Origin of the sequence: Flaviflagellibacter deserti, from assembly GCF_042652085.1 — a bacterium.
GTDB lineage: Bacteria > Pseudomonadota > Alphaproteobacteria > Rhizobiales > Methylopilaceae > Flaviflagellibacter > Flaviflagellibacter deserti.
The window spans coordinates 568,608-595,602 of record NZ_JBHSJF010000006.1 but is presented as its reverse complement, the minus strand read 5'-3'; the positions used below and the strand labels follow the sequence as shown (position 1 = coordinate 595,602).

Below are 26,995 nucleotides of genomic sequence, written 5' to 3'. Positions count from 1 at the left end.
GCGCCTGCCCTTCAATCAGTAGTTTCGCTGACGTGGGTGTGCGGCCGGTCGGAGCCGTCCTCCAGCTCCTCATGCCACCTGCCCTTTTCGTCCTGGTACTCGATCGTCCCGGTCTCGCCCGGCCTCTCCTGCTCCTTCGCCACCCGTTCGGCAGCGAAGCGCGCCTCGTCGTGAGTCGCGAAGGTCTCGGAGAAGACGTCTCCCAGTTTGTAGGCCCAGCCGCCATTGTGCTGGACGATCTCGTAGGTCACGTCGGTCATCGGCAAACTCTCCTTCGACCATCAACCCTTCTCCCGCTGGGCCGGTTCCCACGTTTGAACCTTCTGTTTCCCGGCGGAAACAAAGAACCCACGCGACGTGGTTCGCCGGAAACATGTGCCTGCAATAAGTGGCGCTTGTAAGTGAGCGTCGCCACGATGGGCTCGACGCTGACGACGGCGGATATGAGCAAGCCCCGGCAACTCGCGCCGGATCACTCAAAATTTACGTGTGAATTCAAAGCAATCTAGTCAATCTGCAGCGTAAGGCTGCACGGAACCTCCGGTTGCAACCGGGGTCCACCCAGAAGGGGATAGCAAATGGTGCCGATGGCAGTCGCCAAGAACTGGCTTGAACACGATCACTGGGCCGACGAGGACCCGTGGAATCATCCGCGTCCGCAGTCTCGCGCTCGCGCCAGGGCAATCCGCATGGACGTCCCGCAGAACGTCCTGATGATGCAGGCCGCCGCGATCGCCCTTGGTCTCGCCTTCGGCACGGCGCTCTGGAAGCTGAGCCACGCCGTCGGCATGTTCGGCTGACATCGAGGAGGATGGGGCGGAGCCGATGCTCCGCCGTGTCCTGTCAGATCAGGGATTGTTGCGCGTCCCACATCGAGAGCGCGATTTTCCAGCGCAGCGCATCGACCACGATGAACGCCAGTGTGCTGACGCCCATCAGCGGCAGTGCCCAGCCCAGGCCAATCGCCACAGCGACCGTCGCCACTTTGATCGCTGGCGATAACCTGACCCATGCCGCGATCAGGGTCTTCGGCATCACGCCGGCAGATGGGCGTCGTTTCCACCACATCGCGTAACCGAGCGCGATCATCGTCGTCAGCACGAACCCCGTCGCCGCGAGCAGAAGCTGGTTGGGCAGCCCGAAAAGCACGCCCATGTGAGCGTCGATCCCCCAGCGGATCAGTTTTGCGATAAGCGGAAACGTCTCGAAATCCGCGCGGCTGACCACCGATAGTGTGCTCGGATCGATCGCGATGGTGTCGACCTGGGTCGGCCAGCTCCGATCATATTCGCGGACCAGCCACGCCTGATCTGCGGCTTTGGCCGGCCTGATCTCGATGAATGGTGAGTCGATGCCGCCCTGTCGGGCAACGAACTGGATATCGTCGAGCAGGATTGAGGGATCGCCGGCGATCGGCGAAACGCCCGGGTCGTGCGTGCCGTGAGACGCATGCTCACTCGATCCGGTTCCTGACGAGACGCCGGTCAGCTTCGTGGTGACCGAAGGGGTCGTCCAGCCGAGATAGCCCCTCGCCTGATCGATATGATCGCCTGCCCATTTCGACCATGTCAGGCCGGTGATCGAGAGGAAGACCAATCCAACCGCCAGCCAGATGCCGGTCGTCGAGTGCAGGCGGCGCAGCCGCCCCACCCCAGTGCGCGCCGCCTGGTTGCTCTGCCAGCTCCAGAGCAGCACTCCGCCGAGCGCCGCGATCCAGAGCCACGATGCCGCCAACTCGCTGTAGACGCGCCCGATCTCCCCCAGAAGCAGATGCCGGTGGAGATAGTCGATCGTCGTTCGCAACGGCAGGTTTCCGCTGGTCCCGTACACGATCAGATCGCCCTGTATCCTCAGCGAGACGGGATCGACAAAGATCGCCCGGCTTTCGGAATCGCCAAGGCCCGGCTGGCTGAACATCACCCGCGTGGTCGCGCCCGCCTTCGGCGCCGGTCGCATTGCAAACAGCCGCGGTCCCTGGCCGATATAGGACCGGGCGGCTTGCGCCTGGTCGGCTAGGGACCGCGGTTCTCCCTGTGTCTGCGCCCGCAACTGGTCCGCATAGATGAGCGTCTCGATCTGGGGCGTCAGGACGAACAGCGTGCCGGTGAGCGCCGCGACGAGGATGAAGGGCCCGACGAACAGGCCGACATAGAAATGAAGTCGGGTGATGAAGGCCCGAAATTCGGAGCCGCTGACGCGCGTGGCTGCGTGGCCCGCGCTGGAAAGATGCTTGGTCATGACGAAGCTTTCGTTGAACGTGGGAGTGCCGCCGCTGATGCGGCGGGGTCCGGAAGAGTCGTTCAGGCGAAAGCGGGAGGAGCCCTCGGACGGGCACTGGTCACGAATTTCGGATCGCTCGGGCGCGGCTCCGCACGCGGCACGAAGACGAATTCCTGGTGGGTTTCAGGTTCGGGAGCGACGACGGTCGCGGTCGGCGCTTCAAGTGCCGCATGGCCGAACGCGCAAACGACGCATGGCGGAACATGTCGGGTGTGCGCTGGTGCCGGAAAATCGGGGCGATCGGCGGTCTGGCCAGAGCAGACGACCTGCAGGGCCGAGAGAAGCTGCGCCTCCCCCGCACGCGGCGTGGCGGCAGCAGACATGACGAAGGCGTGGAGCAGCAGCGCATAGGCTGCGAGCCCCGCGATCACTGCTCTCGTCAGTTGACTCCGTCCGGACATTCCTTCCCCCGTACGGGAGCTAACATCCCCACGGCCTCCCCACAATGGAGCGGATGCCGCAGAGAAGGCCGCTTACTTCTGCTCGTTCGCATCCTCCGCGACCAGGCGCGCGCCCCTGTCATAAGTGAGATAGCGCCAGATCCATTGCAGCGAGACGATGACGCGGTGCTGGAAACCGACCAGAAGATAGACGTGCACCACGGCCCAGGCGAACCAGGCCGGCCATCCCTTCAGACGCAACCGTCCTGCCTCGAACACCGCCGCATGCCGGCCGATGATCGCGACATTGCCGCGATTGTGGAATTGGAACGGAGGCAGCGGTGTCCCCGATCTGATGTTCGCCGCCAGCGCCTTCCCCAAAAACTGGCCCTGTTGCTTCGCCACCTGGGCGAGACCGGGAAGCGGCTGGCCGTCTTCGCCGTTCAGCAGCGCGAGATCGCCAAGCACATAGATGCGGTCCAGGCCCGGCACCGAGAGATCGGGATTGACGGCAATCCGCCCTGCCCGGTCTGGCTCGACCTCCAGCCAGCCGCTTGCATCGGTTGCCTTCACGCCCGCCGCCCAGACGATTGTCCCGGCCTCGATTGTTTCGCCGGCGACCGTGACCGAGCCATCGGAAATCCGCTCGACCTTCTGGCCCATCCGTATCTCCACGCCGAGGTCGTGCAGTGCCTTCTCGGTATATTTCGACATTTTCGGCGTGAATGCCGGCAGCGCGCGCGGGCCGGCCTCGATCAGGATGGTTCGGGCGAGATTCGGTTTGATCTTCCGGAAGTCGCGCGCCAGCGTGTAGCGGGCAAGTTCGGCGATCGATCCGGCCATCTCGACTCCGGTCGGACCTGCTCCGATGACGACCGACGTCATCAACCTGTGCTGCTCGACGGGATCATCGCAGATCTCGGCGCGCTCGAAGGCGAGCAGAAGCCTGGTCCGAAGTCTGCGGGCGTCGTCGATGGTCTTGAGGCCCGGCGCGCACTTTTCCCAGTCGTCGTTCCCGAAATAGCTGGGCCGGGAGCCCGTCGCGATCACCAGCCTGTCGAAGCGGATGGGCGCATGGCCTTTCAGGAGGACCGTGCGGGTTTGCTTGTCGATGCCGATCACCTCGGCGAAAAGCACGTCAGTACTTGGATAGGGCCGCAGAATTCGGCGGATCGGCTCGGCAATGTCCGCAGGCGAAAGGGCCGCGGTCGCGACCTGATAGAGCAACGGCTGAAACAGATGGTGGTTCTGGCGATCGACCACGGTCGCCCGAATGCCTGCCGCACCGAGCGCCTTCGCCACCTCGATGCCACCAAAGCCGCCGCCAGCAATGACGACATGTTCTCCGGCAGGCTCTTCCGCGTTCGTTTCCGGGCTCATGGCGACCTCGCAAATCGCACGCATCCTAGAGCCCGGCGCGCTGCGCTCACACCGTCATTTCGGACTAGCCGGTCCCGGCCGCGGGCATTCTGCGCCCGCGGCCCAAGCCCGTTCAGTTCGTCTCGCGAGCGATCTTGCCGGGCGATTCACCGGGCGCCAGCAGGAGAGTGTAGGCCAGCGACCCGAGCGCCGCGCCGATCAATGGCGCGACCCAGAACAGCCAGAGCTGTGACACCGCCCCGGTCTCCGCGAAGAACGCGACCGCCGTCGAGCGTGCCGGGTTCACCGAAGTGTTGGTGACCGGGATGGAGATGAGATGGATCAGAGTGAGGCCGAGGCCGATCGCGATCGGAGCGAAGCCCGCCGGCGCCGCGATTGACGTCGAGCCGAGGATGATGATCAGGAACGCCGCGGTCAGCACGATCTCGATGAGCAGCGCCGACATCATCCCGTATTTGCCTGGCGAGAGATCGCCGTAGCCATTCGAGGCGAATCCGCCTGCCGTGAAATTCGGTGCGCCGGACGCGATCATATAGAGGATGAAGGCTGCAACGAGACCGGCGATTACCTGGGTGATCCAGTACGGGACGAGTTCCTTCCACTCGAAGCGCCCCGCCATCGCCAGGCCGAGCGAGACCGCCGGGTTGAAATGACCGCCCGAAATGCCGCCGACCGCATAGGCCATGGTGAGAACGGTCAGCCCGAACGCAAACGCAACGCCGACAAAGCCGATACCGAGCTCGGGGAACGCAGCGGCAAGCACCGCGCTGCCGCAACCGCCGAAGACAAGCCAAAACGTGCCGAAGAACTCCGCCGCGAGCTTCCTGGACATCGCTTCCTCCCCTTTTGTTATTGGGAAAGGTTACGCCTATCGACAAAGCTAATCCACAGAATGCACTCAGGTATCCACCGCGAGCCGTTAACGGGGTCGTGCGCATTCTCATGGCGGGCGCCCGTTTCCTCCGCCGGTCGTTTCGGGACCGATCGTCCGAATGGAACAATTCGTCGTCGCGAGGAGTCCATTCAGAGGAGGCCCTGCCGCCAATGTTCCCAAATCCGTGGGATCAGCCGCGTTGTCGAGGAGAACAACATGTCGATCGTTCTCTTGGGTTCATTGATGCTGATCTGCGGTGTTCTTTACACGCTGTGGCAGGCCCTCGCCGGACGGCCCTTGACCGATCCGTCCCGTCTATCCCGAGGTGAGCAAACCCTGGAGCCCAAGCGGCAGGGCCTCGCTTTCCTTGGGCTGGCCAGGAATTGGCCGGGCGTGGCGCTGATGGCGCTCGGCGCGATCTGCGTCCTTTACGGCGCAGCGCTCTAGCCGACCGATCTCATGCGACAACTTCTCGGAAAATGTCTCTGCTAAGCCACCGAATGATGGCGGGAGTGACGGGGCTCGAACCCGCGACCTCCGGCGTGACAGGCCGGCGCTCTAACCAACTGAGCTACACCCCCGGAGAGGACCGCGCCGCGGCCGCTCTGAGGTGGGCGTGACTACGACACCCCCTCCCCCAAGTCAACGGACAGAACGTGAGGAAATCACCATCTGCGACATAAAAAACGCCGGACCATTAAGGACCGGCGTTTGGATGGTGGTGGGCGGTGACGGGATCGAACCGCCGACCCTCTCGGTGTAAACGAGATGCTCTACCAGCTGAGCTAACCGCCCTCTGCCGCACGCATTAAGGGGGTTCGGGGCCGCAGCGCAAGTCGCTCGGCTGTTCTCAGCGGTTGATTGCGTCCTTCAGGACCTGGCCGGCCCGGAACTTCGGCGTCTTGGACGCCGGGATCTTGATCGCCTGGCCCGTGCGCAGATTGCGGCCGACGCCGGCGGCGCGCTGCACCACCTCGAACGTGCCGAATCCAACGAGCCGGACCTCCTCACCCTGCTTCAGCTTATCGACGATCGAGTCGATGGCGGCCTCGACCGCTGCCGAAGCCTGTACCTTGCTGAGCCCTGCCTTGTCGGCAACGGCCGCGATGAGATCCGATTTATTCATGTTGCTCTCCGCATTCTTGTAGATTGGGCCTGCCCCCGCGGCCCGTGATGGCAAAGTTTCGCGAAACGCCCGTGAACGCAAGGGAATCCGGCCTGCGATTCGATCCAAGAATGGCCGTGTGTGGTAAGCACGGCACATACAAAAACGGCCCGCAAAATGCGGGCCGTTTCCGATGGTCAAAGTGTCACACTAAAGGTCAGTGAGCGGTCAGGGCCGCGCCGTCGTCCTCGACGATTGGCTTCGGAAGCGGCTCCGCCTCTTCTTCCCATTCGATCGGCTCCGGCTGGCGCAGCAGCGCCACCTTCAGGACTTCATTCAGGTGGGTCACCGGAATGATTTCCAGTCCGCTCTTAACGTTATCCGGGATGTCCGCGAGATCCTTCGCGTTTTCCTCCGGGATCATCACCGTCTTGATGCCGCCGCGCAGCGCCGCGAGCAGTTTCTCCTTCAGACCGCCGATCGGCAGCACGCGTCCGCGCAGCGTGATCTCGCCGGTCATCGCGATGTCGCGGCGGACCGGGATGCCGGTCATCACCGAAACGATGGCGGTGGCCATGGCGACACCGGCCGAGGGCCCATCCTTCGGCGTCGCTCCTTCCGGCACGTGCACGTGGATGTCGCGCTTCTCGAACAGCGGCGGTTTGATGCCGAAATCGACGGCACGCGAGCGCACATAGGACGCAGCCGCGGAAATCGATTCCTTCATCACGTCGCGGAGGTTGCCCGTCACGGTCATGCGACCGCGGCCCGGCATCATCACGCCTTCGATCGTGAGCAGCTCGCCGCCGACTTCCGTCCAGGCGAGACCGGTCACCACGCCGACCTGATCCTCCAGCTCCGCCTCGCCGTAGCGATGCTTCGGCACGCCGAGATAGGTTTCGAGATTGGCCTCGGTGACCTTCACGGACTTCGCCTTCTTGGAGACGATCTCCTTGACGGCCTTGCGGGCCATCGTGGCGATCTCGCGCTCCAGATTACGAACGCCGGCCTCGCGGGTATAGCGACGGACGACAGTCTTCAGAGCCGCGTCGTCGATCGACCATTCCTTCGGCGTCAGACCGTGCTTCTTCACCTGTTCCGGGATCAGATGGCGGCGAGCGATCTCGGCCTTCTCATCCTCGGTGTAGCCGGCGATACGGATGATCTCCATGCGGTCCATCAGCGGACCGGGGATGTTCAGCGTGTTCGCCGTGGTGATGAACATCACGTTCGACAGGTCGTAGTCGACCTCCAGATAGTGGTCGTTGAACGTGTGGTTCTGCTCCGGATCCAGCACTTCGAGAAGCGCCGAGGCCGGGTCGCCGCGGAAGTCCATGCCCATCTTGTCGATCTCGTCGAGCAGGAAGAGCGGATTGGCCTTCTTCGCCTTCCTCATCGACTGGATGACCTTGCCGGGCATCGAGCCGATATAGGTGCGGCGATGGCCGCGGATCTCAGCCTCGTCGCGCACGCCGCCGAGCGACATGCGGACATATTCGCGGCCGGTCGCCTTGGCGATCGACTTGGCGAGCGAGGTCTTACCCACGCCGGGAGGACCGACGAGGCACAGGATCGGGCCGGCGAGCTTGTTCGCGCGGCTTTGCACCGCGAGATACTCGACGATACGCTCCTTCACCTTATCCAGGCCGAAGTGGTCGGAATCGAGCACCTGCTCGGCGAAGTCGAGATCCTTGCGGACCTTCGACTTGTTGCCCCACGGGATCGACAGCAGCCAATCGAGATAGTTGCGCACCACCGTCGCTTCCGCGGACATCGGCGACATCTGCTTCAGCTTCTTAACCTCGGCCGTCGCCTTTTCGCGGGCTTCCTTCGAGAGCTTGGTGGTCTTGATCTTCTCTTCGAGTTCGGCGGTGTCGTCGCGGCCTTCATCGCCGTCGCCGAGCTCCTTCTGGATCGCCTTCATCTGCTCGTTGAGATAGTACTCGCGCTGCGTCTTCTCCATCTGGCGCTTGACGCGCGTGCGGATGCGCTTCTCGACCTGCAGCACGGAGATTTCGCTCTCCATCAGGCCGAGCACGCGCTCGAGACGCTCACCGACGTTCAGAAGCTCGAGGATCGCCTGCTTCTCGGGAATCTTCACCGAGAGATGCGATGCGACGGAGTCGGCGAGCTTCGAGGAATCCTCGATCTGCGTCACCGCCGTCACGACCTCGGAGGCGATCTTCTTGTTGAGCTTCACATAGCTCTCGAACTCGTTGACCACCGAACGGGCCAGAGCAGTGCTCTCGACCGCCTCGGCGCCGACGTCGTCGAGAACCTCGGCCTCGGCCTCGTAGAAATCCTCGCGCTCGCGATACTTGCCGACGCGCGCGCGGCCGATGCCCTCGACCAGCACCTTCACGGTGCCATCGGGAAGCTTCAGCAGCTGCAGGACCGTCGCAACCGTACCGACCTTGTAGATCGCCTCGGGCGCCGGATCGTCATCGGCCGGATTGAGCTGGGTTGCCAAAAGGATCGGCTTGTCGAGCCGCATTACCGCCTCGAGAGCGCGGATGGACTTCTCGCGCCCCACGAACAGCGGCACGATCATATGCGGGAACACGACGATGTCGCGAAGCGGCAGGACGGGATAGACGTCCGTTTCGCCCGGAACCGGCGTGCGCACCTTCGAACTGGTCATAGTGGATGTCCTTTCACGGCGACGGCCGGATAGCCCGCCGCCGACTGCACACGAAGGTGCGTGACGCGCTTTGAAAGCCGCGTGCGCCCCCCGGGAGCGAAGGCCCGTCCTGACAGTCCAGGGCGGGTCCTTGTGTTGATTTCTAATTGGTTGCCGGACCGCGAGCTTTCAAGGCGCGCGGTCCTGATCTGCAGGGCCTGCGGGAACCGGCGAACGGGAGCCGGTTCTGGATCCATCAGGCGCTGGCCTCGGTCGCGTCGGCACCGCGATCCGAGTAAATGTAGAGCGGCTTCGCCTTGCCCTCGACGACCTCGTCCGAGATCACCACCTCGTCGACGCCTTCGAGACCCGGCAGGTCGTACATCGTGTCGAGCAGGATCGCTTCCAGGATCGAGCGCAGGCCGCGCGCGCCGGTCTTGCGCTGGATCGCCTTGCGGGCCACCGCACCGAGCGCGTCCTCGTGCATCGAGAGTTCGACGCCCTCCATCTCGAACAGACGCTGATACTGCTTCACGAGCGCGTTCTTCGGCTCCGACAGGATCTTCACCAGCGCCGCCTCGTCGAGGTCTTCCAGCGTGGCGATGACCGGCAGGCGGCCGACGAATTCCGGGATCAGGCCGAACTTCAGCAGGTCCTCGGGCTCGACCTCACGGAACACTTCGCCGGTGCGGCGATCTTCCGGAGCCGATACCTTGGCGCCGAAGCCGATCGACGTACCCTTGCCGCGCGAGGAGATGATGCGCTCGAGACCCGCGAAAGCGCCGCCGCAGATGAACAGTATATTGGTCGTGTCCACCTGCAGGAATTCCTGCTGCGGATGCTTGCGGCCGCCCTGCGGCGGGACGGAAGCGACCGTGCCTTCCATGATCTTCAGAAGCGCCTGCTGCACGCCCTCGCCCGACACGTCGCGCGTGATCGACGGGTTGTCGGACTTGCGCGAGATCTTATCGATCTCGTCGATATAGACGATGCCGCGCTGCGCGCGCTCGACATTGTAGTCGGCCGACTGCAGTAGCTTCAGGATGATGTTCTCGACGTCCTCGCCGACATAGCCGGCTTCGGTGAGCGTCGTGGCGTCGGCCATCGTGAACGGCACGTCGAGGATGCGGGCGAGCGTCTGCGCAAGGAGCGTCTTGCCCGAGCCGGTCGGACCGACGAGCAGGATGTTCGACTTGGCCAGCTCGACGTCGTTGTGCTTCGTCGCGTGGTTCAGGCGCTTATAATGATTATGGACGGCGACCGAGAGGACCTTCTTCGCCTGATCCTGGCCGATGACGTAATCATCGAGGACTTTGCGGATTTCCTTCGGCGTCGGAACACCGTCGCGCGACTTCACCAGCGAGGATTTGTTCTCCTCGCGGATGATATCCATGCAGAGCTCGACGCATTCATCGCAAATGAACACCGTCGGTCCCGCGATCAGCTTGCGGACCTCGTGTTGGCTCTTGCCGCAGAACGAGCAGTAGAGCGTGTTCTTCGAGTCGCTGCCGGCCTTGCTCATGTCTTCCATTTCCTTCCGACGGCGTCCTTTTTATCTAGGGCCGTAACCCTAAACGGTAGACCCGCCGGCCTAACAATCCGTGTAGCCAATGCCAGAACCTTACGGGCATCACCCCCACGCATACCTCGCGGATCGCCGCGAACGAACCAAGACTCAACGGGAATGTGACCATGCTGAGGCTCAACAGATCAACCCGGTGGACAGACCGGGTCCCTCAGCTTCCTGTGCAAGTAGCACGCCAGCCACACTTCCCCTTTTGGGCGGCGGCTGCACGGCCTGCGTTGGTACGCCGCAGGCCGTACTTTGTCTAATCAGGCCGCCTGAATCTTCGCAGCGCCTTCGCCGTCGGTCGGACGGGTCTCGAAGACCTGGTCGATGATCCCGAATTCCTTCGCCTGGTCAGCCGACATGAAATGGTCGCGGTCAAGCGTCCGTTCAATCTGCTCGTACGGCTGACCCGTATGCTTCACGTAGATTTCATTCAGGCGGCGCTTCAGCTTAACGATGTCCTCGGCGTGGCGCTCGATATCCGAGGCCTGACCGCGGAAACCGCCCGACGGCTGATGCACCATCACGCGCGCATTCGGCGTCGCAAAGCGCATGTCCTTCTCGCCCGCGCAAAGCAGCAACGAGCCCATCGAGGCAGCCTGGCCGACGCAGAGCGTCGAAACCTTCGGCCGGATGTACTGCATGGTGTCGTAGATCGCGAGGCCCGACGTCACCACTCCGCCCGGGGAGTTGATGTACATCGAGATTTCCTTGTTCGGATTGTCGGCCTCGAGGAACAGCAGCTGCGCGACGATCAGCGAGGACATGCCGTCCTCGACCGGACCCGTCACGAAGATGATCCGCTCCTTGAGCAGGCGCGAGAAAATGTCGAAGGCGCGTTCGCCGCGGCTCGTCTGCTCGACGACCATCGGCACAAGATTCATATAGGTTTCAATCGGATCGCGCATTTCGGTTCCTATGGAGCGGAGCTCAGGCCGCGTTAGTCTCGTCGGCGTCGGCGAAGAGCTCTTCCTTGGAGACCTTCTTCTCGGTCACCTTGGCAAGCTCGACGATAAAGTCGACCACCTTCTCCTCGTAGATCGGCGCGCGGAGTTCGGCGAGAGCTTCCGGAGTCTTCTGGTAGTATTCCCAAACCATTTGCTCCTGGCCGGGGAACTGGCGGGCACGCTCGACGACGGCACGGGTGACCTCATCGTTCGTGACCTGGATATCGTTCTTCTCACCGATCTCCGCAAGGAGCAGGCCGAGGCGCACGCGGCGCTCTGCGATCGCCTTGTACTCGGTCCGCAACTGGTCTTCGGACTTGTCGCCCGCCGAACCATTCGCGATCTCACGCTCAACCTGCGCCCAGATATTGGCGAATTCCTGCTCGACCAGGGTCGGCGGGAGATCGAATTTGTGGGTCTCGTCGAGAGCGTCGAGCAGGGCGCGCTTCATCTTCATGCGCGAGGCCTGCTGGTAGTTCTTGTCGGTCTGCTCGCGGATGGCTTCCTTGAGCTTGTCGAGCGATTCCATGCCGAGCTTCTTCGCCAGCTCGTCGTCGATCGCGCCGCTCTTCGGCGAAGCGACTTCCTTCACGGTCACGGCGAATTCGGCGTCCTTGCCGGCGAGGTCGGTCGCGCGGTAGTCGGCCGGGAAGCTGACCTTCACGACCTTCTCGTCACCGACCTTGACGCCGACCAGTTGGTCCTCGAAGCCCGGGATGAAAGCGCCCGAGCCGAGCACGAGCGGGTGATCCTCGCCCGCGCCGCCATCGAACTTCTCGCCATCGATCGAACCGACGAAGTCGATCGTCACGCGGTCCTTGTTCGCGGCCTTGGCCGACTTGCCGGTCTTCGGCTCGTATTCGGAATTCTGTTCGGCGAGACGCTCCAGCGTCTCGTTGATCTCGGAATCGGGAACCTCGGCCACCGGCTTCTCGATCTTGATCTTCTTCAGGTCGCCGACCGCGATCTCCGGAAGCACCTCGACCTCGACCGTATAGGCCAGGTCGGCCTCACCGTTCACGACGCTTTCGACTTCCTCGTCGTTCTCCGGCATCGAGACCTTCGGCTGCATCGCGAGCTTGATCTTGTTTTCCTCGACGATCCGCTGATTGGCCTCGGCCATGACCTGCTGCAGGACCTCGCCGAACACCGAGCGGCCATACATGCGCTTCAGGTGGGCGGCCGGCACCTTGCCGGGACGGAAGCCGTTGATCCGGATCTTGTCCTTGAGCTCGTTCAGGCGTTCGGAAACGCGGCTGTCGAGATCGGTCGCGGGGACGGTAATGCGAAATTCGCGCTTCAGTCCCTCGGAGAGGGTTTGGGTGACCTGCATGGTTATCTTCCGGATCGTGCGGCTCTCTCGGGAGCGCTTGAAAATGGTCTAGCTGACCGGCCGTTGGTGCGGGCGGAGGGACTCGAACCCCCACGACTTTCGCCACTGGAACCTAAATCCAGCGCGTCTACCAGTTCCGCCACGCCCGCGCCGGGCGCGCCCCTCACGGGTGCGGGGCGTCTATAGCATGGCGTCCGCGCTTCGCACCAAAAAAGTGCGAGACGCGGAATCACTTGTGAAGCGTGGTCTCAAAGATCGCCGATATAGTCCATCTTGCCGACTGGCACGCCCTTGTGGCGGAGAATGTCGTAGGCGGTCGTGACGTGGAAGAAGAAGTTCGGCAGGGCGAAGCGCAACAGATAGTCCTGCCCGCGCATGGTGACCGTCTGCCGACGGCTGTTGATCGTCACTTCGCGATCCTCGCTGCCCTCGATCTGCGAACGGTCGACGCCGTTCAGGAAGTCGACGGTCTTGCTGATGCGCTCGTGGAGCTCCTCGAACGTCGTCTCGTTATCCGGGAAGCTCGGATTGTCGACGCCGCCGAGCCGCGCCGCCGCGCCCTTGGCGCTGTCGGAGGCTCGCTGGATCTGTGAGCGCAGTGGGTCCATGTCGGCGACGAGCCGCGTCTCGACCAGTTCCTTCGGATCGATGCCCTGCTCGCGGGCGAACTGCTCGCCCTTTTCGAGGATTTTGCCGAGGTTCTCGAAGGCGCGCACGAAGACGGGCAGCGACGCGTCATACATGGAAAGGGACATTGGACGTTTCCGGTTGAGGTAAGGTGCCGCCTAGGTATGGATGGATGGGCGGGGCGCAAGGGATGTCCGTGTTCCGGCGTGTGCGGAGCACATCGCGAGAACCGAGACCCAGCGTACCTCGTGGCGAAGCCGCACTTCAGCTATGGAGCGCCTGCGGCGCGCTCATGCGCTGGGCCCCGGATCGGCGTGCGCTCCGCGCACTTGTCCGGGGAACGGCCCGGTGCAAAACGCTATCCCCCATATCTCTCGGTCCTGATCGATCCCGCCGGAACACCGGCCGCGACGGAGCTTTCCGACGCCGCGGAAACGAAGGCGTTCGAGCCGCAGACGAACGTCAGCACCGGCGGCGTCGGCAGCCGCTCCGTCGCCTCCGTCACCATCGCGGAATCGATCCGACGCCCGTGAAGGCCGTTCCGCTTCTCGACGTCGCGCGTCAGAGTCAGAATGAGCTCGAAGCCGTCCCGCTTTCGGTGCATCGCCAACAGTTCGTCGCGGAATATCACCTCGTCCCAGGTCCGGCATGAGAACAGCATCGCCATCGGCACGGTCGAACCGCTCGCCGCGCGGTGCCGCGCCATCGCCATCAGCGGCGCGACGCCCGAGCCGCCGGCGATGAGTAGGATCGGACCGCCCTCCTCTGCCGCCCAGACGAAATGCCCGCCGAGCGGCCCACGCAGTTCGATCTCGTCGCCGGGCTGCACGACCTGGTGGAAGAAGGGAGAGACCTCGCCCTCCTCCAGCCGCTCGATCGCAAGCTCGATGTCGGGCGCGCTCTCGGGCGCGGAGGAGATCGAGTAACCCCGCTGCGCCTGATAGCCGTCCGGCGCCGTCAAACGCACGTCGACATGCTGCCCGGCTTTGGGGGTGAACGGCCGGGAGGGAGTGAGAACGAAACTCGTGACGCGCGGCGTCCGCGGCACGATCTCCTTGACCGTTGCCGTCTGCCACTCGATCCGCGTGCTGGAAGAAATCACCACTACGGATCGCCCGTATAGCGCTGCTCCCGCCAGGGATCGCCATAGGCGTGGTAGCCGCGCAGCTCCCAGAAGCCGAGTTCGTCGCGCTCGGTGAACTGGAGCGCGTTGACCCACTTCGCCGACTTCCAGAAATAGAGGTGCGGCACGAGGAGACGCGCCGGGCCGCCATGATCGGGCGTCAGCGGCTTGCCCTCGAAATGGGTCGCGACCATCGACTTGCCGCCAACGAGATCGGCCGTCGGCACATTAGTCGTGTAGCCATCGAAGGAATGCGCCAGCGTGAAGCCGGTCGGCGGCTCGATGTTCGCGTCGCCGAGCAGGTCGTCGATCATCACGCCCTGCCAGGGCGTGTCGAGCTTGGACCAGGTCGTCACGCAATGGATGTCGCGGGTCATCCTGGTCTGCGGCAGCGCGTTGAATTCCTCCCACGTCCAGCTCTTGACCGGACGCGGGCCGACCTTCAGCGTGAACTTCCATGTATCGAGCGGCACTTTCGGCGTCGGCCCGGCGGACAGGACCGGAAAGTCGTCCGTCAGCGCCTGCCCCGGCGGGACCCGATTTGAAATATCGGGCGGCGGCTGCCGTCCGAAAAATCCACGCGTGACCATCATTCTCCTCCGCCGCGACAGCGACGGCTAAACTCCGCCAGCCCGATAGAAAGCGCAATCGTCCGATGGCTATAGGCAGCCATCGGGACGGGAGTTACGTCAGTGCGCCGCCGTACCCGCAGCGAGAACCACGGCATTGTCAGGCGACTTGCGATTAACGGTCAGCGCCGCGACCGCGAGCACCATCAGCGCACCGCCGAGATACATCACGCTCGACACGCCAAGGCCGTCGACCACCGAACCGCCGACGAACGCTCCGGATGCAAGCGCGATCTGGAACACGAAGACGATGACGGCCATAGCCGCTTCGGGAGTTTCGGGCGATGCCTTCAGCGTCCAGGTCTGGACCGAAACCGGCAGCGCGCCGAAGGCCAGACCCCAGATAAGGACCAGGACACCAGCGCCGATCTGCGAGGAGCCGATGGTCGGCATCAGCAGCATGGTCGTGCCGAGCAGGGCCGATGTGCCCATCATGCCGGCGCGGACGCTCTTCGCAACGACCATACCGCCGAGCACGTTACCGAGCAGGCCGAGCACACCATAGCCGACAAGCGCCGCCGCGATCAGATTTGGCCCGAACGCCGAAACATGCCGGAGAAACGGCTCCATATAGGTGTAGGTCGAGAACTGGCCGACAGCCATGAAGATCGAGGCGATGATGCCGAGTCGGGCAATCGGGTCCTTGAACGGCGCGATCAGATCGGAAAACACGATCGCGTGCGACGCCGGAAGGCGCGGCAAGAAGAAGAACTGGGCGATAAAGACCAGCGCGCCGAGCGTGCCCGCAGTGACGAAGGCCGCGCGCCAGCCGAAGAGTTCGCCAATCATCGAACCGGCAGGAACCCCCAGGATCGTACCGAGCGAAACGCCGGCGAGGATCAGCGATGTCGCCTTCGCCCCCTGCTCCTCCGGCACGAGCCTCACGCCGACACTGGCCGCGATCGCCCAGAATCCGCCGACCGCCATGCCGAGCAGGAAACGGGCAAAGAGAATCGTGACAAGATTGGGCGCGAGCGACGCCAGAATGTTCGTTGCCACCAGCAGGCTCGACAGGATGAGCAGCGCGAATTTGCGATCAAGCTTTCCGGCGAGAAGCAACAGGCTCGGCGCCGCGACGGCCGCAACCAGCGCCGGCATCGTCACCAGCAATCCCGCCTGCCCGTCCGTAATCCCGAGATCGCGGGCAATCGTCGTCAGCAGCCCGATCGGCAAAAACTCTGTCGTCACAAGGCCGAACGTGCCGACGGCAACGGAGGACACGGCGAGCCACGAACGCAACGAAGAAGAACGCGGGGCCGCACCCTCGCGATTTGTATCAATCATTACTATGTACTCCGGGAAGATACGGACTGGCTCTTTCGGCACGGACCGCGTTTAATAATGTATTGACCGCTACAAATGTATGACTCGACGAAATACGTCAAGCCGCATAGGTAGCGACGAACCCAAAGGAGTGAGTTGAGATGGCAATGGGACGGCCGCGGTCGTTCGACGTGGACACGGCGCTCGATCAAGCGATGCGCGTGTTCTGGCGTCGAGGCTACGAGGGTGCATCCCTCGCCGACCTGACCAAGGCCATGGGTATCAACCCACCGAGCCTCTACGCGGCATTCGGGAACAAGGAAGGCCTGTTCCGCGCCGTGCTCGACCGCTATGGCAAGGGCCCGACCTCGCATCTGCAGGTCGCTCTCGCCGAACCGACCGCCCGCAAGGTCGTCGAATACATGATGCGTCGCACCGTCGATGTGGTCAGCGATCCGGACAATCCCGGCGGTTGCCTAGGCGCCAAGGCGACCCTGGCCTGCGATTGCGGCACCGAAGAACTCCGCGAAGAGATCATGAAGCACCACGCCGCCAAGGCGGCCGCGCTTCAGGGCCGATTGGAGAGGGCCAGGGCCGATGGTGATCTTCCGTCGGATTCGAACCCCGAGGCCCTGACGCAATACGTCATGACTGTCCTTCAGGGCATCGCGCTCCAGGCCTCCAGTGGTGCCTGCCGCGCCGATCTGAACCGCGTCGTCGACACGGCTCTCCTCGCATTCCCGAAATGACCCGATCCCCGGCGCGGTTGAAACTCCGCGCCGCCCGCCTATAGAAGCGGGATGATCTTCATACGCCCTTCCCGCCGTGAATTTCTCAGCGGCGCCGGCGCCGCCCTCCTCGCCACGGGCGTACGGGCGCAGGACATCCCCTATTCCGCCCTTCGCGAACCCGGCTTCAAACTTCGCGCTGTCAGATCCCCAACCCGCCTGACATCCGAAGAAGCGCTGGAAGCTCCGAATTTCGGCACGGCCGCCGGTCCGGTTCTCAAACTCGAGCGCGGCACCGCCCTCACGGCCTCGTTCGCCAATGACCTCGATATCGCGGTGACTGTCGCTACCCAGGGTCTGCGAGGCCGGGCGGTTGATGGTGCCGACACCCCGGTCGCGCCCGGCGAGACGCGCAAACTCGTCTTCACCGCTCCGGATCCTGGCAGTTTCCTCTACCGCCTCATCGCGGCCGACACCACGCGCGAAGGCGACACCATCCTTCTCGCGGGTCCAATCTTGGTCTCGGCCGACGAGCCCTCGATCGCCGATCAGGACGTCGTCGTCGCACTCAACGCGATTGCGCTTCCCGATAAGGGGGCCGGGAAGCCGCCCCGCCGTCTCGCTTTGGTCAATGGCGTACCGGACCTCAAGCTCAAGGCTCGTCCCGGCGAACGCCTGCGCCTCCGCTTCATCAATCTCAATCCCTTCGCGCCGGCAGCCGCCGTTCTCCCCGAGGGGGTCGCGATCATCGCGCTCGACGGTCAGCCCTGCCCGCCCTTTCCGCCGCTCGAGCGGCGCCTCATCCTGCCGCCGCTCGGACGTGCCGACGTCCTGGTCGAAGCCGCGCAGACAGGCATGATGCAGATCCAGGATGATTTCGAAGCTGGCCGATTCCTCGTCGACATCACCGTCGAGGGCGAGCCCGCGGCGCCGCGCGAACTCGCGGGCGTCCTCCCTGACAATCCCGCTTTGCCGAGGGAGTTGCCGCTGCAGAAGGCCTCTCGGGCGACGTGGAAAGCCGGCTCCGCGCCAAAGGATCCTCTCGTCACCGCCAAAAAAGGCCAGACCGTCGAGATCAGCATCGCCAACGGCGAGGAACTCTGCGCGGTCGCCATCGAAGGCCATACCGCCCGCCATCTCGATGCGCTGGACGACGGATGGAAGCCTTGGTGGAACGACACGCTTCTGATCGAACCGGGCGCGACCGAGCGACTGGCCTTCATCGCCGGAGAACCCGGCCGCTATGCGGTCAACTTGATGCCGCTCGAAGGCGAGGCCCCGTCGGCACGTGCCTTCTTCGTCGTCAGCTGAGCAGCCGCTTCAGCACGCCCGGCAGGGCGTCAGGCAGATCTTCCGAAATCAGTCCGGGACCAATCGAACTCCCGGCCTCTCCGTGCAGCCACACCGCCGCGCACGCCGCTTCGAAACCCGGCATGTTCTGCGCGAGCAGCCCGGTCACGATCCCCGCGAGCACGTCACCGGAGCCCGCCGTCGCCAGCCACGGCGTTCCATTATCGGCGATAGCGGCCCGCCTGTCCGGTGACGCCACGACAGTGTCCGCGCCCTTCAGCACGATCACCGCTCCGGACAGGGCTGCCGCCGCTCTGGCCTTTTCAAGCTTTGAGTCAGAGCCTTCTGCGATCTGGCGGAACAATCGTCTGAATTCGCCTTCGTGAGGTGTCATCACGACCGGCCGGTCAGACGCCGCGATCGCCTGATGCATCGCGCGCGGCTGTGTCTCGAAACTCGTCAGGGCATCGGCGTCCAGGACTACCGGGCGGCCCGCGCCAAGCGCCATTCGCACCCGGTCGCGCGTGTCCGCGCCGAGCCCCGCACCCGGCCCGACGAGGAGCGCATTGCGACGTTTGTCTTCAAGCAGATGCGCGTAATCGTCGAGATCGTCCATCGCGCGAACAATCACCGCTTCAAGCGCCGCCTTGAAGATCGGCAGCATCTCGGTCGATGCCGCGACCGTCACCACGCCGGCGCCCGCCCGGAGCGACGCCCGCGATGCCAGACGCGCGGCCCCCGCCATCTCCGAGCCGGCGGCGACAAGCGCATGTCCACGCGTGTACTTGTGACTTTCGAGGCTAGGCTCGGGATAGCCCGCGCGCCAAAGCGCTGGCACGTTGTGAAAGCTCCGCGAGCCGATCTCCGGCAACACCGCATCCGGAATTCCGATCTGCGCCAGTACCCGCTCGCCGCAGAGCATCCGGCCCGGCAGTAGCAGATGTCCGGGTTTGTAGCGGAAGAAGGTCACGGTCTTCGTCGCCTTCACCGCGACTCCGCGCACCCGGCCGCTGTCGCCATCGACGCCGGACGGCACATCAACCGCCAGCACGGGGCAGTCGGAAGCATTGATCCTCTCGACGGCCGCCTTTGCCTCACCGTCGAGATCGCGCGTCAGACCGGCGCCGAAGAGCGCATCCACGATCAGACCACAGCCTTTCAGCGTTCCCGCGTCGAACCGCTCCGCCTCGCCGGCCCACCTCTTCGCCGCGACAGCCGCGTCACCTCTCAACGCGGCGCGACTACCAAGCAGCATCAGCCGGACCGGATAGCCCCATTCGGCGAGAAGCCGCGCCCCAACGAAGCCGTCGCCGCCATTGTTGCCCGGCCCGCAGACCACCGCGACCGTGCACGGCACGGGGCACATCCCGCGCGCGGCATCCGCCACCGCCCGGCCGGCCGCTTCCATCAGGTCAATCCCCGGCACGCCGCCCGCGATCGTCGCGGCATCGGCCGTCTTCATCTCCTCGTTGGTCAGAAGCTCGATCACGCGGCGGTCCCGTAAACGGACAGCTCGATCAGGTTCAGGTCCGGATCGCGGACATAAATGGACTGGATCGGCCCCAAGGCGCCGGAGCGCGTCACAGGCCCCTCTTCGATCGTGATCCCCGCCCTGGCGATGCGGCTGACGGCGGCATCCAGATCCTCGACCACGAAACAGAGATCGGCCGATCCTGGCATCGGACATGCGGCCTTCGGTTCGAACGTATGATTGACCTGGTGCAGATTGATCTTCTGCTCGCCGAGCGACAACGCGATGCGATCCTCGCCGAACAATTTCTCCTCAACCCCGAGAACGTCACGATAGAATGCGACGGAGCGGGGGATCGAGGAAACGGTCAGGACGAGATGGTCGATCCGGAGAACCTTCATGCCGGCAGAAGACCATTCGGTCGGACTTTTGCCAACCGCTCAGCCGCTATGCCCAATCGGCATGCAGGATGAAAATCTTCTGCACAAATGTTTTGCCTATATATTATGCAAACGACTAGATTTTACGCGCTTTTCCCGTCGTCAGGCCGGGATCGCCCCTCGGATCGCGAATAAGCGGCTCGTGCCATCCCGTGGCACGAATGCTGCTTTTAGCCCGGCGGTCGCTCCGGCGTTCCAGGAGAGTTGGAAATGAAAAAAATCGAGGCCGTCATCAAGCCGTTCAAGCTCGATGAGGTGAAGGAAGCGCTGCAGCAGGTCGGAGTGCAAGGCATCACCGTCATCGAGGCCAAGGGCTTCGGCCGTCAGAAAGGCCACACGGAGCTGTATCGCGGCGCCGAATATGTCGTGGACTTCCTGCCGAAGGTGAAGATCGAAGTGGTGATCGGCGACGAAATGGTCGAGGGGGCCATCGACGCCATCCGCAAGGCTGCGCAGACAGGTCGCATTGGCGACGGCAAGATCTTCGTGTCCACGATCGAGGAAGTCATCCGCATCCGCACCGGCGAGACCGGCGTAGACGCGATCTGATCCCACCATTCCGGCTTCCCGGCCGGTTCCCAAGCAAAATTAGTTTCTGACAGGGGATAGCAAATGAAGACTGCCCAGGAAGTCCTCTCCTTTATCAAGGAAAAGGACATCAAGTACGTCGACCTCCGTTTCACCGATCCGCGGGGCAAGTGGCAGCACGTCACGTTCGACATCACGATGGTGGACGAGGAATTCTTCGCTGAAGGCCAGATGTTCGACGGTTCGTCGATCGCCGGCTGGAAGGCCATCAACGAGTCGGACATGCTGCTGATGCCGGTCCCGGAGACCGCCTGCCTCGACCCGTTCTTCGCCGCCTCGACCCTGTCGATCGTCTGTAACGTTCTCGAGCCGACCACCGGCCAGCCCTATGACCGTGATCCGCGCGGCATGGCCGTCAAGGCCGAAGCCTATGTGAAGTCGACGGGCGTGGGCGACACCATCTCGTTCGGCCCCGAAGCCGAATTCTTCATCTTCGACGACGTGAAGTACTCAGCGACCCCGTACAAGGTCGGCTTCCAGGTCGACCATCCGGAACTGCCGACCAACTCCGACACCGCGTATGAAGCCGGCAACAACGGCTATCACATCCCGGTAAAGGGTGGTTACTTCCCGGTTCCGCCGGTCGATTCCGGCCAGGACATCCGTGGCGAGATGCTCGCCGCCATGGCCTCGATGGGCGTCACCGTCGAGAAGCACCATCACGAAGTCGCCTCCGCGCAGCACGAACTCGGCATGAAGTTCGACACGCTGACGCTGATGGCCGACCAGCTGATGATCTACAAGTACTGCATCCACAACGTCGCGCACTCGTTCGGCAAGTCGGCGACCTTCATGCCGAAGCCGGTCTATGGCGACAACGGCTCGGGCATGCATTGCCACCAGTCGATCTGGAAGGACGGCAAGCCGCTCTTCGCGGGTGACAAGTATGCCGGCCTGTCGCAGGAATGCCTGTGGTACATCGGCGGCGTCATCAAGCACGCCAAGGCCGTAAATGCCTTCACCAACCCGTCAACGAACTCCTACAAGCGTCTCGTCCCGGGCTTCGAGGCTCCGGTTCTGCTGGCCTATTCGGCCCGCAACCGTTCCGCGTCCTGCCGTATCCCCTTCTCGACCAACCCGAAGGCAAAGCGCGTCGAAGTCCGCTTCCCGGATCCGCTGGCGAACCCGTATCTGGCGTTCGCCGCGCTCACGATGGCCGGCATGGACGGCATCCTGAACAAGATCGATCCCGGCCAGCCGATGGACAAGGACCTCTACGAGCTGCCGCCGGAAGAGCTGAAGGAAATTCCGACCGTCTGCGGCTCGCTGCGTGAAGCGCTTGAGAGCCTCGACAACGATCGTGAATTCCTGAAGGCCGGCGGCGTGTTCAACGACGACTTCATCGACGCCTACATCTCGCTGAAGATGCAGGACGTCATCAAGTTCGAGCACACCCCGCACCCGGTCGAGTACGAGATGTACTACTCGCACTGATCCGCAGGGTTCAGTTCAGTCCAGGAGAAGCCGGGGCCTCACGCCCCGGCTTTTTCGTTTCTGGAAACAAGATCGCTTCGCCGGGGTTTTCTTCGCAAAGGAGAACCCAGATGAGCGGTATCGCTTGGCTGATCATCGATCTCGGCTTCCTCGTTCTGGGGGCCGCGATCATCTACGGAATCGTCCGCTCCCGCCGCAAGACGCCGGCCGAGGGTCGGATGCAGGAGCAAGCAGCGGATCGGCTCTACAAGAACGAGCCGGAATAGCCGGGCCTGTCACCCGAGCTACATAGAACGTTTCTAGTTTCGCCTCCAACGCGCATGATCGCGCGCGTCTGGAGGTACTTCCGTGACTAAATCCATCGACTTCCTACGGCCGAGCGAGCTCGAAGGTTCGGGCGATTCCGCCGGCAATCCGACCGACAACGCCACGATGGGCGAAATCATCGCCGCCCGCTTCAACCGCCGCGATCTTCTGCGCGGTTCGCTCGCCGTGGCCGCCATCTCCGCGACCGTGGGCAGCCGCGCCATGGCGCAGGGCGCCCCGGCTCCCGCGACCGCCAAGGCCGCCGGCAAGCCGAGCTTTGACTTCATCGAGATCGAGGCCGGCGTCGATCAGACCCATCACGTGGCCGAGGGCTACGACACCCAGATCCTGTTCCGCTGGGGTGACCCGATCTTCCCGGACGCGCCGGAATTCGACCCGCTAGCTCAGACGGCCGAGAAGCAGGCCAAGCAGTTCGGCTATAACAGCGACTATATCGGCTTCTTCCCGATCGAGGGCTCGCCGGACCATGGCCTCCTCGTCTGCAATCACGAGTACACGAACGAGGAACTGATGTTCCCGGGCGTCGAATTGCAGGATTCGAAGACCGCCGCCTTCGGCAAGATGACGAAGGATCTGGTCGATATCGAAATGGCCGCGCATGGCGGTTCCGTTCTCGAAATCCGCCGCGGAGCCGACGGCCGCTGGGAACAGGTCAAGGACTCGAAATACACCCGCCGCATCACCGCCGAGACGCCGATGGCGATCACCGGCCCGGCCGCCGGCCACGACCGCCTCAAGACCTCGGCCGACGCCGCGGGCAAGTCGGTCCACGGCATGATCAACAATTGCTCGGGCGGCATCACCCCGTGGGGCACCTGGCTCTCCGGTGAGGAGAACACCAACGGCTATTTCTGGGGCAAGCTCCCGGAAGGCAGCGTCGAGGCCGCGAACTTCAAGCGTCTCGGAATCGGTACCCCGGCCTATGCCTGGGGCAAGTTCCACGACCGCTTCGACATCTCGAAGGAGCCGAACGAGCCGAACCGCTTCGGCTGGATCGTCGAGATCGACCCGTTCGATCCGACCTCAACGCCGAAAAAGCGCACCGCGCTCGGCCGCTTCAAGCATGAGGGCGCCGCCGGCCTCACCAACAAGGACGGCCGCTACGTCGTCTATCTCGGCGACGACGAGCGCTTCGACTACGTCTACAAGTTCGTCACCGACGGCAAGGTCGACCCGGCGAACCGCGCGGCGAACGCCGACCTGCTCGATTCCGGCACGCTCTACGTCGCCAAGTACAATGCAGACGGCACCGGCCAGTGGCTTCCGGTCGTTTACGGCCAGGGTCCGCTGACCGAGGCCAACGGCTTCAAGAGCCAGGCCGACGTGCTGATCGAGACTCGCCGCGCCGGCGACCTTCTTGGCGCCACCAAGATGGATCGCCCCGAGGACATCGAGGCCAATCCGAAGACCAATCGCGTCTACGTCATGCTGACCAACAACAACAAGCGCACCGTCGAACAGATCGACAGTGCCAATCCGCGCGCTGACAACAAGTTCGGCCACATCGTCGAGATGCTGCCGGACGACAGCGACCACGCCTCGACCAAGTTTGCCTGGGAAGTGCTGGTGCGTTGCGGCGATCCGTCGGTCGCCGAAGTCGGCTCGACGTTCTCGTCTGAGACGACCAAGAACGGCTGGTTCGGCATGCCCGACAATTGCGCGGTCGACAGCGAAGGTCGCCTCTGGGTTTCGACCGACGGCAACAACGCCAAGGCAACCGGCCGCGCCGACGGCCTCTGGGCGATCGAGACCGAAGGCGAGATGCGCGGCACGTCCAAGCACTTCTTCCGCGTCCCGACCGGCGCCGAAATGTGCGGTCCGTTCTTCACCTCGAACGACGAGAGCCTGTTCCTCGCGGTTCAGCATCCCGGCGAATCCGAAGACGAGAAGAAGCCCGCGACGTTCGAAGCTCCGCTCACCCGCTGGCCGGACTTCAAGGACGGCATGCCACCGCGCCCGTCTGTGCTCGTGATTACCAAGAAGGGCGGCGGCAAGATCGCCTGATCACGGCTCTGTGAATATCCGGTTCCGCGCCGGGTCCTCCTTTTTGCTCAGTCGCTTATGGAAGCCCACCAGCCATGTGGCCGGTGGGCCTTTCATATATAGCCACGTCCGTCTTGACGCCCCCGCCCGACAGTCGCACATTCGTCATGTCAGTCGCTGAAAGAGGAGGTTTAAGACAATGACTCCCCCGCAGCAGAATTCGTCGGAAAACGGCTCGTCCATCTAAGCGGCGAATACCGTCTACGACAGACAGACAATCGACTCCCAGCATCGTAAACTAGTTGAGCGGCATACATTTAGGCGTACAGGTGTCTTTCGATACTTCGCTAGATGGAACGTGATACAGTTACGAAGGCAAAAGACCTACAGAGGTTCTAACCGATCGCCAGAGCCTGATAGTGCCGGCGACCTCACTCGAGCGAACCCAACGGTCGGGCGCTCCCTGGCGAAAGCCACGGGGGCGCTTTCATTTTCCGCTTCTGTTGCGTGCCCGCTGTCGTCCCGCCACACGGCTATGCGATAGTTGCATCAACGCGAATCGGCATCTTGGATTTCATGGCAAGCGATCTCTTCGGCTCCGGCCCCCTCGCCCGCAAACCTGCGGCGCCGAAGCCGGAGCCCATACGTGGTACTCCCGGCGAAAGCGGCTACACCGCAGCCGACATCGAAGTCCTGGAGGGCCTCGAACCGGTTCGCCGCCGCCCCGGCATGTATATCGGCGGCACCGACGAGAAGGCGCTGCATCACCTCTTCGCCGAAGTCATCGACAACGCGATGGACGAGGCCGTCGCCGGCCACGCCACCTTCATCTCGGTCGAGATGGAAGCCGACGGCTTCGTCGCGGTTTCCGACAACGGCCGCGGCATCCCGATCGACCCCCATCCGAAGTTCCCCGACAAGTCGGCGCTCGAAGTCATCCTGACCACGCTGCACTCGGGCGGCAAATTCGGTTCGAAAGCCTATTCGACCTCCGGCGGCCTGCACGGCGTCGGCGTGTCGGTCGTCAACGCGCTCTCCGAGACGCTCGAGGTCGAGGTCGCCCGCGCCCAGAAGCTCTATCGTCAACTCTATTCGCGCGGCGCGCCCGCCTCGGAACTCGAAGAGGTCGGTCCCGTCCACAATCGCCGCGGGACCCGCGTCCGCTTCAAGCCGGACGCGCTGATCTTCGGCCCGAATGCGCATCTGAAGCCGACCCGCCTGTTCGCGATGACCCGGGCCAAGGCCTATCTCTTCGCCGGCATCGAGGTCCGCTGGTCCTGCACGCCCGAACTCCTGATCGGCATCGACGATGTGCCGGAAAAGGAGACCTTCCGATTCCCCGGCGGCCTCAAGGACTATCTCCGCGCCACGATCGAAGGTCAGGCGCTCCTCACGGCCGATATCTTCTCCGGTCGCGTCGAAGCCAATGACGGCCCGGGCGCCGTCGAATGGGCGCTGGCCTGGACCGAGGACGGCGACAGTGTCACACGCTCATACTGCAACACGATCCCGACACCCGAGGGCGGCACGCATGAGCAGGGCCTGCGTACCGCGTTGCTGCGCGGCCTGCGGGCCTATGCCGACCTCACGGGCAACAAGAAGTTCAAGGACGTCACCTCGGAAGACGTGATGGCGGGCTGCGTCGGCCTGCTCTCGATCTTCATCCGCGAACCTGAATTCCAGGGCCAGACCAAGGAGAAGCTCTCCTCCAGCGAGGCCGTCCGCCTCGTCGAAACGTCGATGCGCGACCCGTTCGACCATTGGCTAGCCGCCTCGCCGACGCAGGCCCGCAAGCTGATCGACCGCGTCATCGAGCGTGCCGAAGATCGCATGCGCCGCCGCTCCGAAAAGGAGACTTTGCGCAAGACCGCGACCCGCAAGCTGCGCCTTCCCGGCAAGCTCGCGGACTGCACGCAGGATCATGCCAAGGGCGCCGAGCTCTTCATCGTCGAGGGCGACTCGGCAGGTGGCTCCGCCAAGCAGGCCCGCGCGCGCCAGAACCAGGCCGTGCTGCCGCTACGCGGCAAGATCCTCAACGTCGCCAATGCCGGCGTCGAAAAGCTCGCTCAGAACCAGCAGCTTCAGGATCTCCTGCTCGCGCTCGGCTGCGGCACGAGATCGTCCTATCGCGACGAGGATCTCCGCTACGAGCGGATCATCGTGATGACAGACGCCGACGTCGACGGCGCCCACATCGCATCGCTTCTCGTCACTTATTTCTACCGCGAAATTCCGGGTCTCATTCGTGGCGGCCATCTCTACCTCGCGGTTCCGCCGCTTTACCGTATCACCGCGGGAGCAACGACCATCTACGCCCGTGACGACGCCGAACGCGAAAAGCTCATTGCCACGACCTTCAAGAACAAGAAGGTCGATGTCGGACGCTTCAAAGGCCTGGGTGAGATGATGCCGCAGCAGCTCCGCGAGACGACCATGGACCCGAAAAAGCGCACGTTGCTTCGTGTCGAGATCGCCGAGGATGATGAGATCGAAACCCGCAACGCCGTCGAACGGTTGATGGGTTCCAAGGCCGAGGCGCGCTTCCATTTCATCCAGGAACGTGCTGCCTTCGCAGGCGAGCTCGACGTTTAGGTTCCAATCGC

At 63.6% G+C, this 26,995-nt stretch carries 26 protein-coding genes and 3 tRNA genes; 10 read left to right on the top strand and 19 right to left on the bottom strand.

Annotation, left to right across the window (positions count from 1 at the left end):
• Positions 1–11: 11 nt before the first annotated feature.
• Complete coding sequence (locus ACFPFW_RS09875) at positions 12–260, bottom strand: DUF2188 domain-containing protein (RefSeq protein ID WP_114955774.1); 249 nt, start codon at positions 258–260, stop codon at positions 12–14.
• 318 nt (positions 261–578) lie between these two features.
• Here ACFPFW_RS09875 and ACFPFW_RS09870 point away from each other — a divergent pair, with 318 nt between their 5' ends.
• Positions 579–800, top strand: coding sequence for a hypothetical protein (locus tag ACFPFW_RS09870; RefSeq protein WP_114955775.1), 222 nt, complete (start codon positions 579–581; stop codon positions 798–800).
• Positions 801–843: 43 nt separating this feature from the next.
• On the opposite strand, the gene ACFPFW_RS09865 is transcribed toward ACFPFW_RS09870, so the two are convergent.
• The 4 genes from ACFPFW_RS09865 to aqpZ form a co-directional block, all read right to left on the bottom strand.
• On the bottom strand, positions 844–2,238 hold the full coding sequence (locus tag ACFPFW_RS09865) for a PepSY-associated TM helix domain-containing protein (RefSeq protein WP_114955776.1): 1,395 nt from the start codon (positions 2,236–2,238) through the stop codon (positions 844–846).
• Positions 2,239–2,300: 62 nt separating this feature from the next.
• The gene (locus ACFPFW_RS09860; RefSeq protein ID WP_162799588.1) at positions 2,301–2,681 is read right to left on the bottom strand and encodes a hypothetical protein; all 381 of its coding nucleotides are present in this window, start codon (positions 2,679–2,681) and stop codon (positions 2,301–2,303) included.
• A 72-nt stretch (positions 2,682–2,753) separates the two neighbouring features.
• Positions 2,754–4,040, bottom strand: coding sequence for an NAD(P)/FAD-dependent oxidoreductase (locus ACFPFW_RS09855; protein ID WP_114955936.1), 1,287 nt, complete (start codon positions 4,038–4,040; stop codon positions 2,754–2,756).
• A 112-nt stretch (positions 4,041–4,152) separates the two neighbouring features.
• A complete protein-coding gene (aqpZ, locus tag ACFPFW_RS09850) occupies positions 4,153–4,872 on the bottom strand; it encodes an aquaporin Z (RefSeq protein WP_114955778.1) in 720 nt (239 codons plus the stop codon).
• 258 nt (positions 4,873–5,130) lie between these two features.
• On the opposite strand from aqpZ, the gene ACFPFW_RS09845 reads away from it, so the two are divergent.
• Positions 5,131–5,361, top strand: coding sequence for a hypothetical protein (locus ACFPFW_RS09845; protein WP_114955779.1), 231 nt, complete (start codon positions 5,131–5,133; stop codon positions 5,359–5,361).
• 57 nt (positions 5,362–5,418) lie between these two features.
• Here ACFPFW_RS09845 and ACFPFW_RS09840 read toward each other — a convergent pair.
• The 12 genes from ACFPFW_RS09840 to ACFPFW_RS09785 all read right to left on the bottom strand — a co-directional run bounded on the left by ACFPFW_RS09840 (position 5,419) and on the right by ACFPFW_RS09785 (position 16,152).
• Positions 5,419–5,495: transfer RNA gene (locus ACFPFW_RS09840), tRNA-Asp, on the bottom strand.
• Positions 5,496–5,633: 138 nt separating this feature from the next.
• Positions 5,634–5,709 (bottom strand) — tRNA-Val (locus tag ACFPFW_RS09835).
• Positions 5,710–5,764: 55 nt separating this feature from the next.
• Positions 5,765–6,040, bottom strand: a complete 276-nt coding sequence (locus ACFPFW_RS09830; RefSeq protein ID WP_114955780.1) for an HU family DNA-binding protein — start codon at positions 6,038–6,040, stop codon at positions 5,765–5,767.
• Between the two features lie 196 nt (positions 6,041–6,236).
• Positions 6,237–8,660, bottom strand: a complete 2,424-nt coding sequence (gene lon / locus ACFPFW_RS09825; RefSeq protein WP_114955781.1) for an endopeptidase La — start codon at positions 8,658–8,660, stop codon at positions 6,237–6,239.
• Positions 8,661–8,895: 235 nt separating this feature from the next.
• A complete protein-coding gene (gene clpX, locus ACFPFW_RS09820) occupies positions 8,896–10,161 on the bottom strand; it encodes an ATP-dependent Clp protease ATP-binding subunit ClpX (protein WP_114955937.1) in 1,266 nt (421 codons plus the stop codon).
• A 311-nt stretch (positions 10,162–10,472) separates the two neighbouring features.
• Positions 10,473–11,117, bottom strand: a complete 645-nt coding sequence (locus ACFPFW_RS09815) for an ATP-dependent Clp protease proteolytic subunit (protein ID WP_114955782.1) — start codon at positions 11,115–11,117, stop codon at positions 10,473–10,475.
• Positions 11,118–11,139: 22 nt separating this feature from the next.
• On the bottom strand, positions 11,140–12,489 hold the full coding sequence (tig, locus tag ACFPFW_RS09810) for a trigger factor (protein ID WP_114955783.1): 1,350 nt from the start codon (positions 12,487–12,489) through the stop codon (positions 11,140–11,142).
• 64 nt (positions 12,490–12,553) lie between these two features.
• A tRNA-Leu gene (locus ACFPFW_RS09805) sits at positions 12,554–12,638 on the bottom strand.
• Between the two features lie 99 nt (positions 12,639–12,737).
• Complete coding sequence (locus ACFPFW_RS09800) at positions 12,738–13,244, bottom strand: DUF1993 domain-containing protein (protein ID WP_114955784.1); 507 nt, start codon at positions 13,242–13,244, stop codon at positions 12,738–12,740.
• Between the two features lie 230 nt (positions 13,245–13,474).
• A complete protein-coding gene (locus ACFPFW_RS09795) occupies positions 13,475–14,218 on the bottom strand; it encodes a ferredoxin reductase (protein ID WP_465254246.1) in 744 nt (247 codons plus the stop codon).
• Positions 14,219–14,220: 2 nt separating this feature from the next.
• Positions 14,221–14,829: a sulfite oxidase-like oxidoreductase gene (locus tag ACFPFW_RS09790; protein ID WP_114955786.1), complete on the bottom strand. Its 609-nt coding sequence runs from the start codon at positions 14,827–14,829 to the stop codon at positions 14,221–14,223.
• A 99-nt stretch (positions 14,830–14,928) separates the two neighbouring features.
• A complete protein-coding gene (locus tag ACFPFW_RS09785; RefSeq protein WP_114955787.1) occupies positions 14,929–16,152 on the bottom strand; it encodes an MFS transporter in 1,224 nt (407 codons plus the stop codon).
• Between the two features lie 146 nt (positions 16,153–16,298).
• Between ACFPFW_RS09785 and ACFPFW_RS09780 the strand changes: the two genes are divergently transcribed.
• Both ACFPFW_RS09780 and ACFPFW_RS09775 read left to right on the top strand, forming a co-directional pair.
• Positions 16,299–16,880 carry a TetR/AcrR family transcriptional regulator gene (locus ACFPFW_RS09780; RefSeq protein ID WP_379770486.1) on the top strand — a complete coding sequence of 194 codons (582 nt, stop codon included), beginning with the start codon at positions 16,299–16,301 and terminating at the stop codon, positions 16,878–16,880.
• 51 nt (positions 16,881–16,931) lie between these two features.
• Entirely contained in the window at positions 16,932–18,170 is a 1,239-nt protein-coding gene (locus tag ACFPFW_RS09775; protein WP_114955789.1) for a multicopper oxidase family protein, read from the top strand.
• Here the strand turns inward: ACFPFW_RS09775 and ACFPFW_RS09770 are convergent.
• On the bottom strand, positions 18,163–19,611 hold the full coding sequence (locus ACFPFW_RS09770; RefSeq protein ID WP_114955938.1) for an NAD(P)H-hydrate dehydratase: 1,449 nt from the start codon (positions 19,609–19,611) through the stop codon (positions 18,163–18,165). The two genes, ACFPFW_RS09775 and ACFPFW_RS09770, sit on opposite strands and share 8 nt — an antisense overlap.
• A 23-nt stretch (positions 19,612–19,634) precedes the next feature.
• Positions 19,635–20,021: a VOC family protein gene (locus tag ACFPFW_RS09765; protein ID WP_114955790.1), complete on the bottom strand. Its 387-nt coding sequence runs from the start codon at positions 20,019–20,021 to the stop codon at positions 19,635–19,637.
• Between ACFPFW_RS09765 and ACFPFW_RS09760 the strand changes: the two genes are divergently transcribed.
• The 6 genes from ACFPFW_RS09760 (at position 20,020) to parE (ending at position 26,984) form a co-directional block, all read left to right on the top strand.
• Positions 20,020–20,274 carry a hypothetical protein gene (locus ACFPFW_RS09760; protein WP_379770481.1) on the top strand — a complete coding sequence of 85 codons (255 nt, stop codon included), beginning with the start codon at positions 20,020–20,022 and terminating at the stop codon, positions 20,272–20,274. The genes ACFPFW_RS09765 and ACFPFW_RS09760 overlap by 2 nt on opposite strands.
• Positions 20,271–20,609 carry a P-II family nitrogen regulator gene (locus ACFPFW_RS09755; protein ID WP_114955791.1) on the top strand — a complete coding sequence of 113 codons (339 nt, stop codon included), beginning with the start codon at positions 20,271–20,273 and terminating at the stop codon, positions 20,607–20,609. The genes ACFPFW_RS09760 and ACFPFW_RS09755 overlap by 4 nt, the downstream gene beginning before the upstream one ends.
• Positions 20,610–20,672: 63 nt before the next feature.
• The gene (gene glnA / locus ACFPFW_RS09750; RefSeq protein ID WP_114955792.1) at positions 20,673–22,082 is read left to right on the top strand and encodes a type I glutamate--ammonia ligase; all 1,410 of its coding nucleotides are present in this window, start codon (positions 20,673–20,675) and stop codon (positions 22,080–22,082) included.
• Positions 22,083–22,192: 110 nt separating this feature from the next.
• Complete coding sequence (locus tag ACFPFW_RS09745; protein ID WP_162799589.1) at positions 22,193–22,348, top strand: hypothetical protein; 156 nt, start codon at positions 22,193–22,195, stop codon at positions 22,346–22,348.
• Positions 22,349–22,430: 82 nt separating this feature from the next.
• The gene (locus tag ACFPFW_RS09740; RefSeq protein WP_379770476.1) at positions 22,431–24,413 is read left to right on the top strand and encodes a PhoX family protein; all 1,983 of its coding nucleotides are present in this window, start codon (positions 22,431–22,433) and stop codon (positions 24,411–24,413) included.
• Positions 24,414–24,968: 555 nt separating this feature from the next.
• Complete coding sequence (gene parE, locus ACFPFW_RS09735) at positions 24,969–26,984, top strand: DNA topoisomerase IV subunit B (protein WP_114955793.1); 2,016 nt, start codon at positions 24,969–24,971, stop codon at positions 26,982–26,984.
• The last annotated feature ends 11 nt before the right edge of the window (positions 26,985–26,995 follow it).

Excerpts from the sequence above, each read along its gene's own strand:
- lon (WP_114955781.1), bottom strand. The coding sequence starts at position 8,660 with ATGACCAGTTCGAAGGTGCGCACGCCGGTTCCGGGCGAAACGGACGTC.
- aqpZ (WP_114955778.1), bottom strand. The coding sequence starts at position 4,872 with ATGTCCAGGAAGCTCGCGGCGGAGTTCTTCGGCACGTTTTGGCTTGTC.
- ACFPFW_RS09745 (WP_162799589.1), top strand. The coding sequence starts at position 22,193 with ATGAGCGGTATCGCTTGGCTGATCATCGATCTCGGCTTCCTCGTTCTG.
- clpX (WP_114955937.1), bottom strand. The coding sequence starts at position 10,161 with ATGAGCAAGGCCGGCAGCGACTCGAAGAACACGCTCTACTGCTCGTTC.
- ACFPFW_RS09765 (WP_114955790.1), bottom strand. The coding sequence starts at position 20,021 with ATGAAGGTTCTCCGGATCGACCATCTCGTCCTGACCGTTTCCTCGATC.
- parE (WP_114955793.1), top strand. The coding sequence starts at position 24,969 with ATGGCAAGCGATCTCTTCGGCTCCGGCCCCCTCGCCCGCAAACCTGCG.
- ACFPFW_RS09800 (WP_114955784.1), bottom strand. The coding sequence starts at position 13,244 with ATGTCCCTTTCCATGTATGACGCGTCGCTGCCCGTCTTCGTGCGCGCC.
- ACFPFW_RS09870 (WP_114955775.1), top strand. The coding sequence starts at position 579 with ATGGTGCCGATGGCAGTCGCCAAGAACTGGCTTGAACACGATCACTGG.
- ACFPFW_RS09875 (WP_114955774.1), bottom strand. The coding sequence starts at position 260 with ATGACCGACGTGACCTACGAGATCGTCCAGCACAATGGCGGCTGGGCC.
- tig (WP_114955783.1), bottom strand. The coding sequence starts at position 12,489 with ATGCAGGTCACCCAAACCCTCTCCGAGGGACTGAAGCGCGAATTTCGC.
- ACFPFW_RS09785 (WP_114955787.1), bottom strand. The coding sequence starts at position 16,152 with ATGATTGATACAAATCGCGAGGGTGCGGCCCCGCGTTCTTCTTCGTTG.
- glnA (WP_114955792.1), top strand. The coding sequence starts at position 20,673 with ATGAAGACTGCCCAGGAAGTCCTCTCCTTTATCAAGGAAAAGGACATC.
- ACFPFW_RS09760 (WP_379770481.1), top strand. The coding sequence starts at position 20,020 with ATGCCGGCAGAAGACCATTCGGTCGGACTTTTGCCAACCGCTCAGCCG.
- ACFPFW_RS09790 (WP_114955786.1), bottom strand. The coding sequence starts at position 14,829 with ATGGTCACGCGTGGATTTTTCGGACGGCAGCCGCCGCCCGATATTTCA.
- ACFPFW_RS09815 (WP_114955782.1), bottom strand. The coding sequence starts at position 11,117 with ATGCGCGATCCGATTGAAACCTATATGAATCTTGTGCCGATGGTCGTC.
- ACFPFW_RS09855 (WP_114955936.1), bottom strand. The coding sequence starts at position 4,040 with ATGAGCCCGGAAACGAACGCGGAAGAGCCTGCCGGAGAACATGTCGTC.
- ACFPFW_RS09770 (WP_114955938.1), bottom strand. The coding sequence starts at position 19,611 with ATGAAGACGGCCGATGCCGCGACGATCGCGGGCGGCGTGCCGGGGATT.
- ACFPFW_RS09755 (WP_114955791.1), top strand. The coding sequence starts at position 20,271 with ATGAAAAAAATCGAGGCCGTCATCAAGCCGTTCAAGCTCGATGAGGTG.
- ACFPFW_RS09865 (WP_114955776.1), bottom strand. The coding sequence starts at position 2,238 with ATGACCAAGCATCTTTCCAGCGCGGGCCACGCAGCCACGCGCGTCAGC.
- ACFPFW_RS09830 (WP_114955780.1), bottom strand. The coding sequence starts at position 6,040 with ATGAATAAATCGGATCTCATCGCGGCCGTTGCCGACAAGGCAGGGCTC.
- ACFPFW_RS09775 (WP_114955789.1), top strand. The coding sequence starts at position 16,932 with ATGATCTTCATACGCCCTTCCCGCCGTGAATTTCTCAGCGGCGCCGGC.
- ACFPFW_RS09780 (WP_379770486.1), top strand. The coding sequence starts at position 16,299 with ATGGGACGGCCGCGGTCGTTCGACGTGGACACGGCGCTCGATCAAGCG.
- ACFPFW_RS09845 (WP_114955779.1), top strand. The coding sequence starts at position 5,131 with ATGTCGATCGTTCTCTTGGGTTCATTGATGCTGATCTGCGGTGTTCTT.
- ACFPFW_RS09860 (WP_162799588.1), bottom strand. The coding sequence starts at position 2,681 with ATGTCCGGACGGAGTCAACTGACGAGAGCAGTGATCGCGGGGCTCGCA.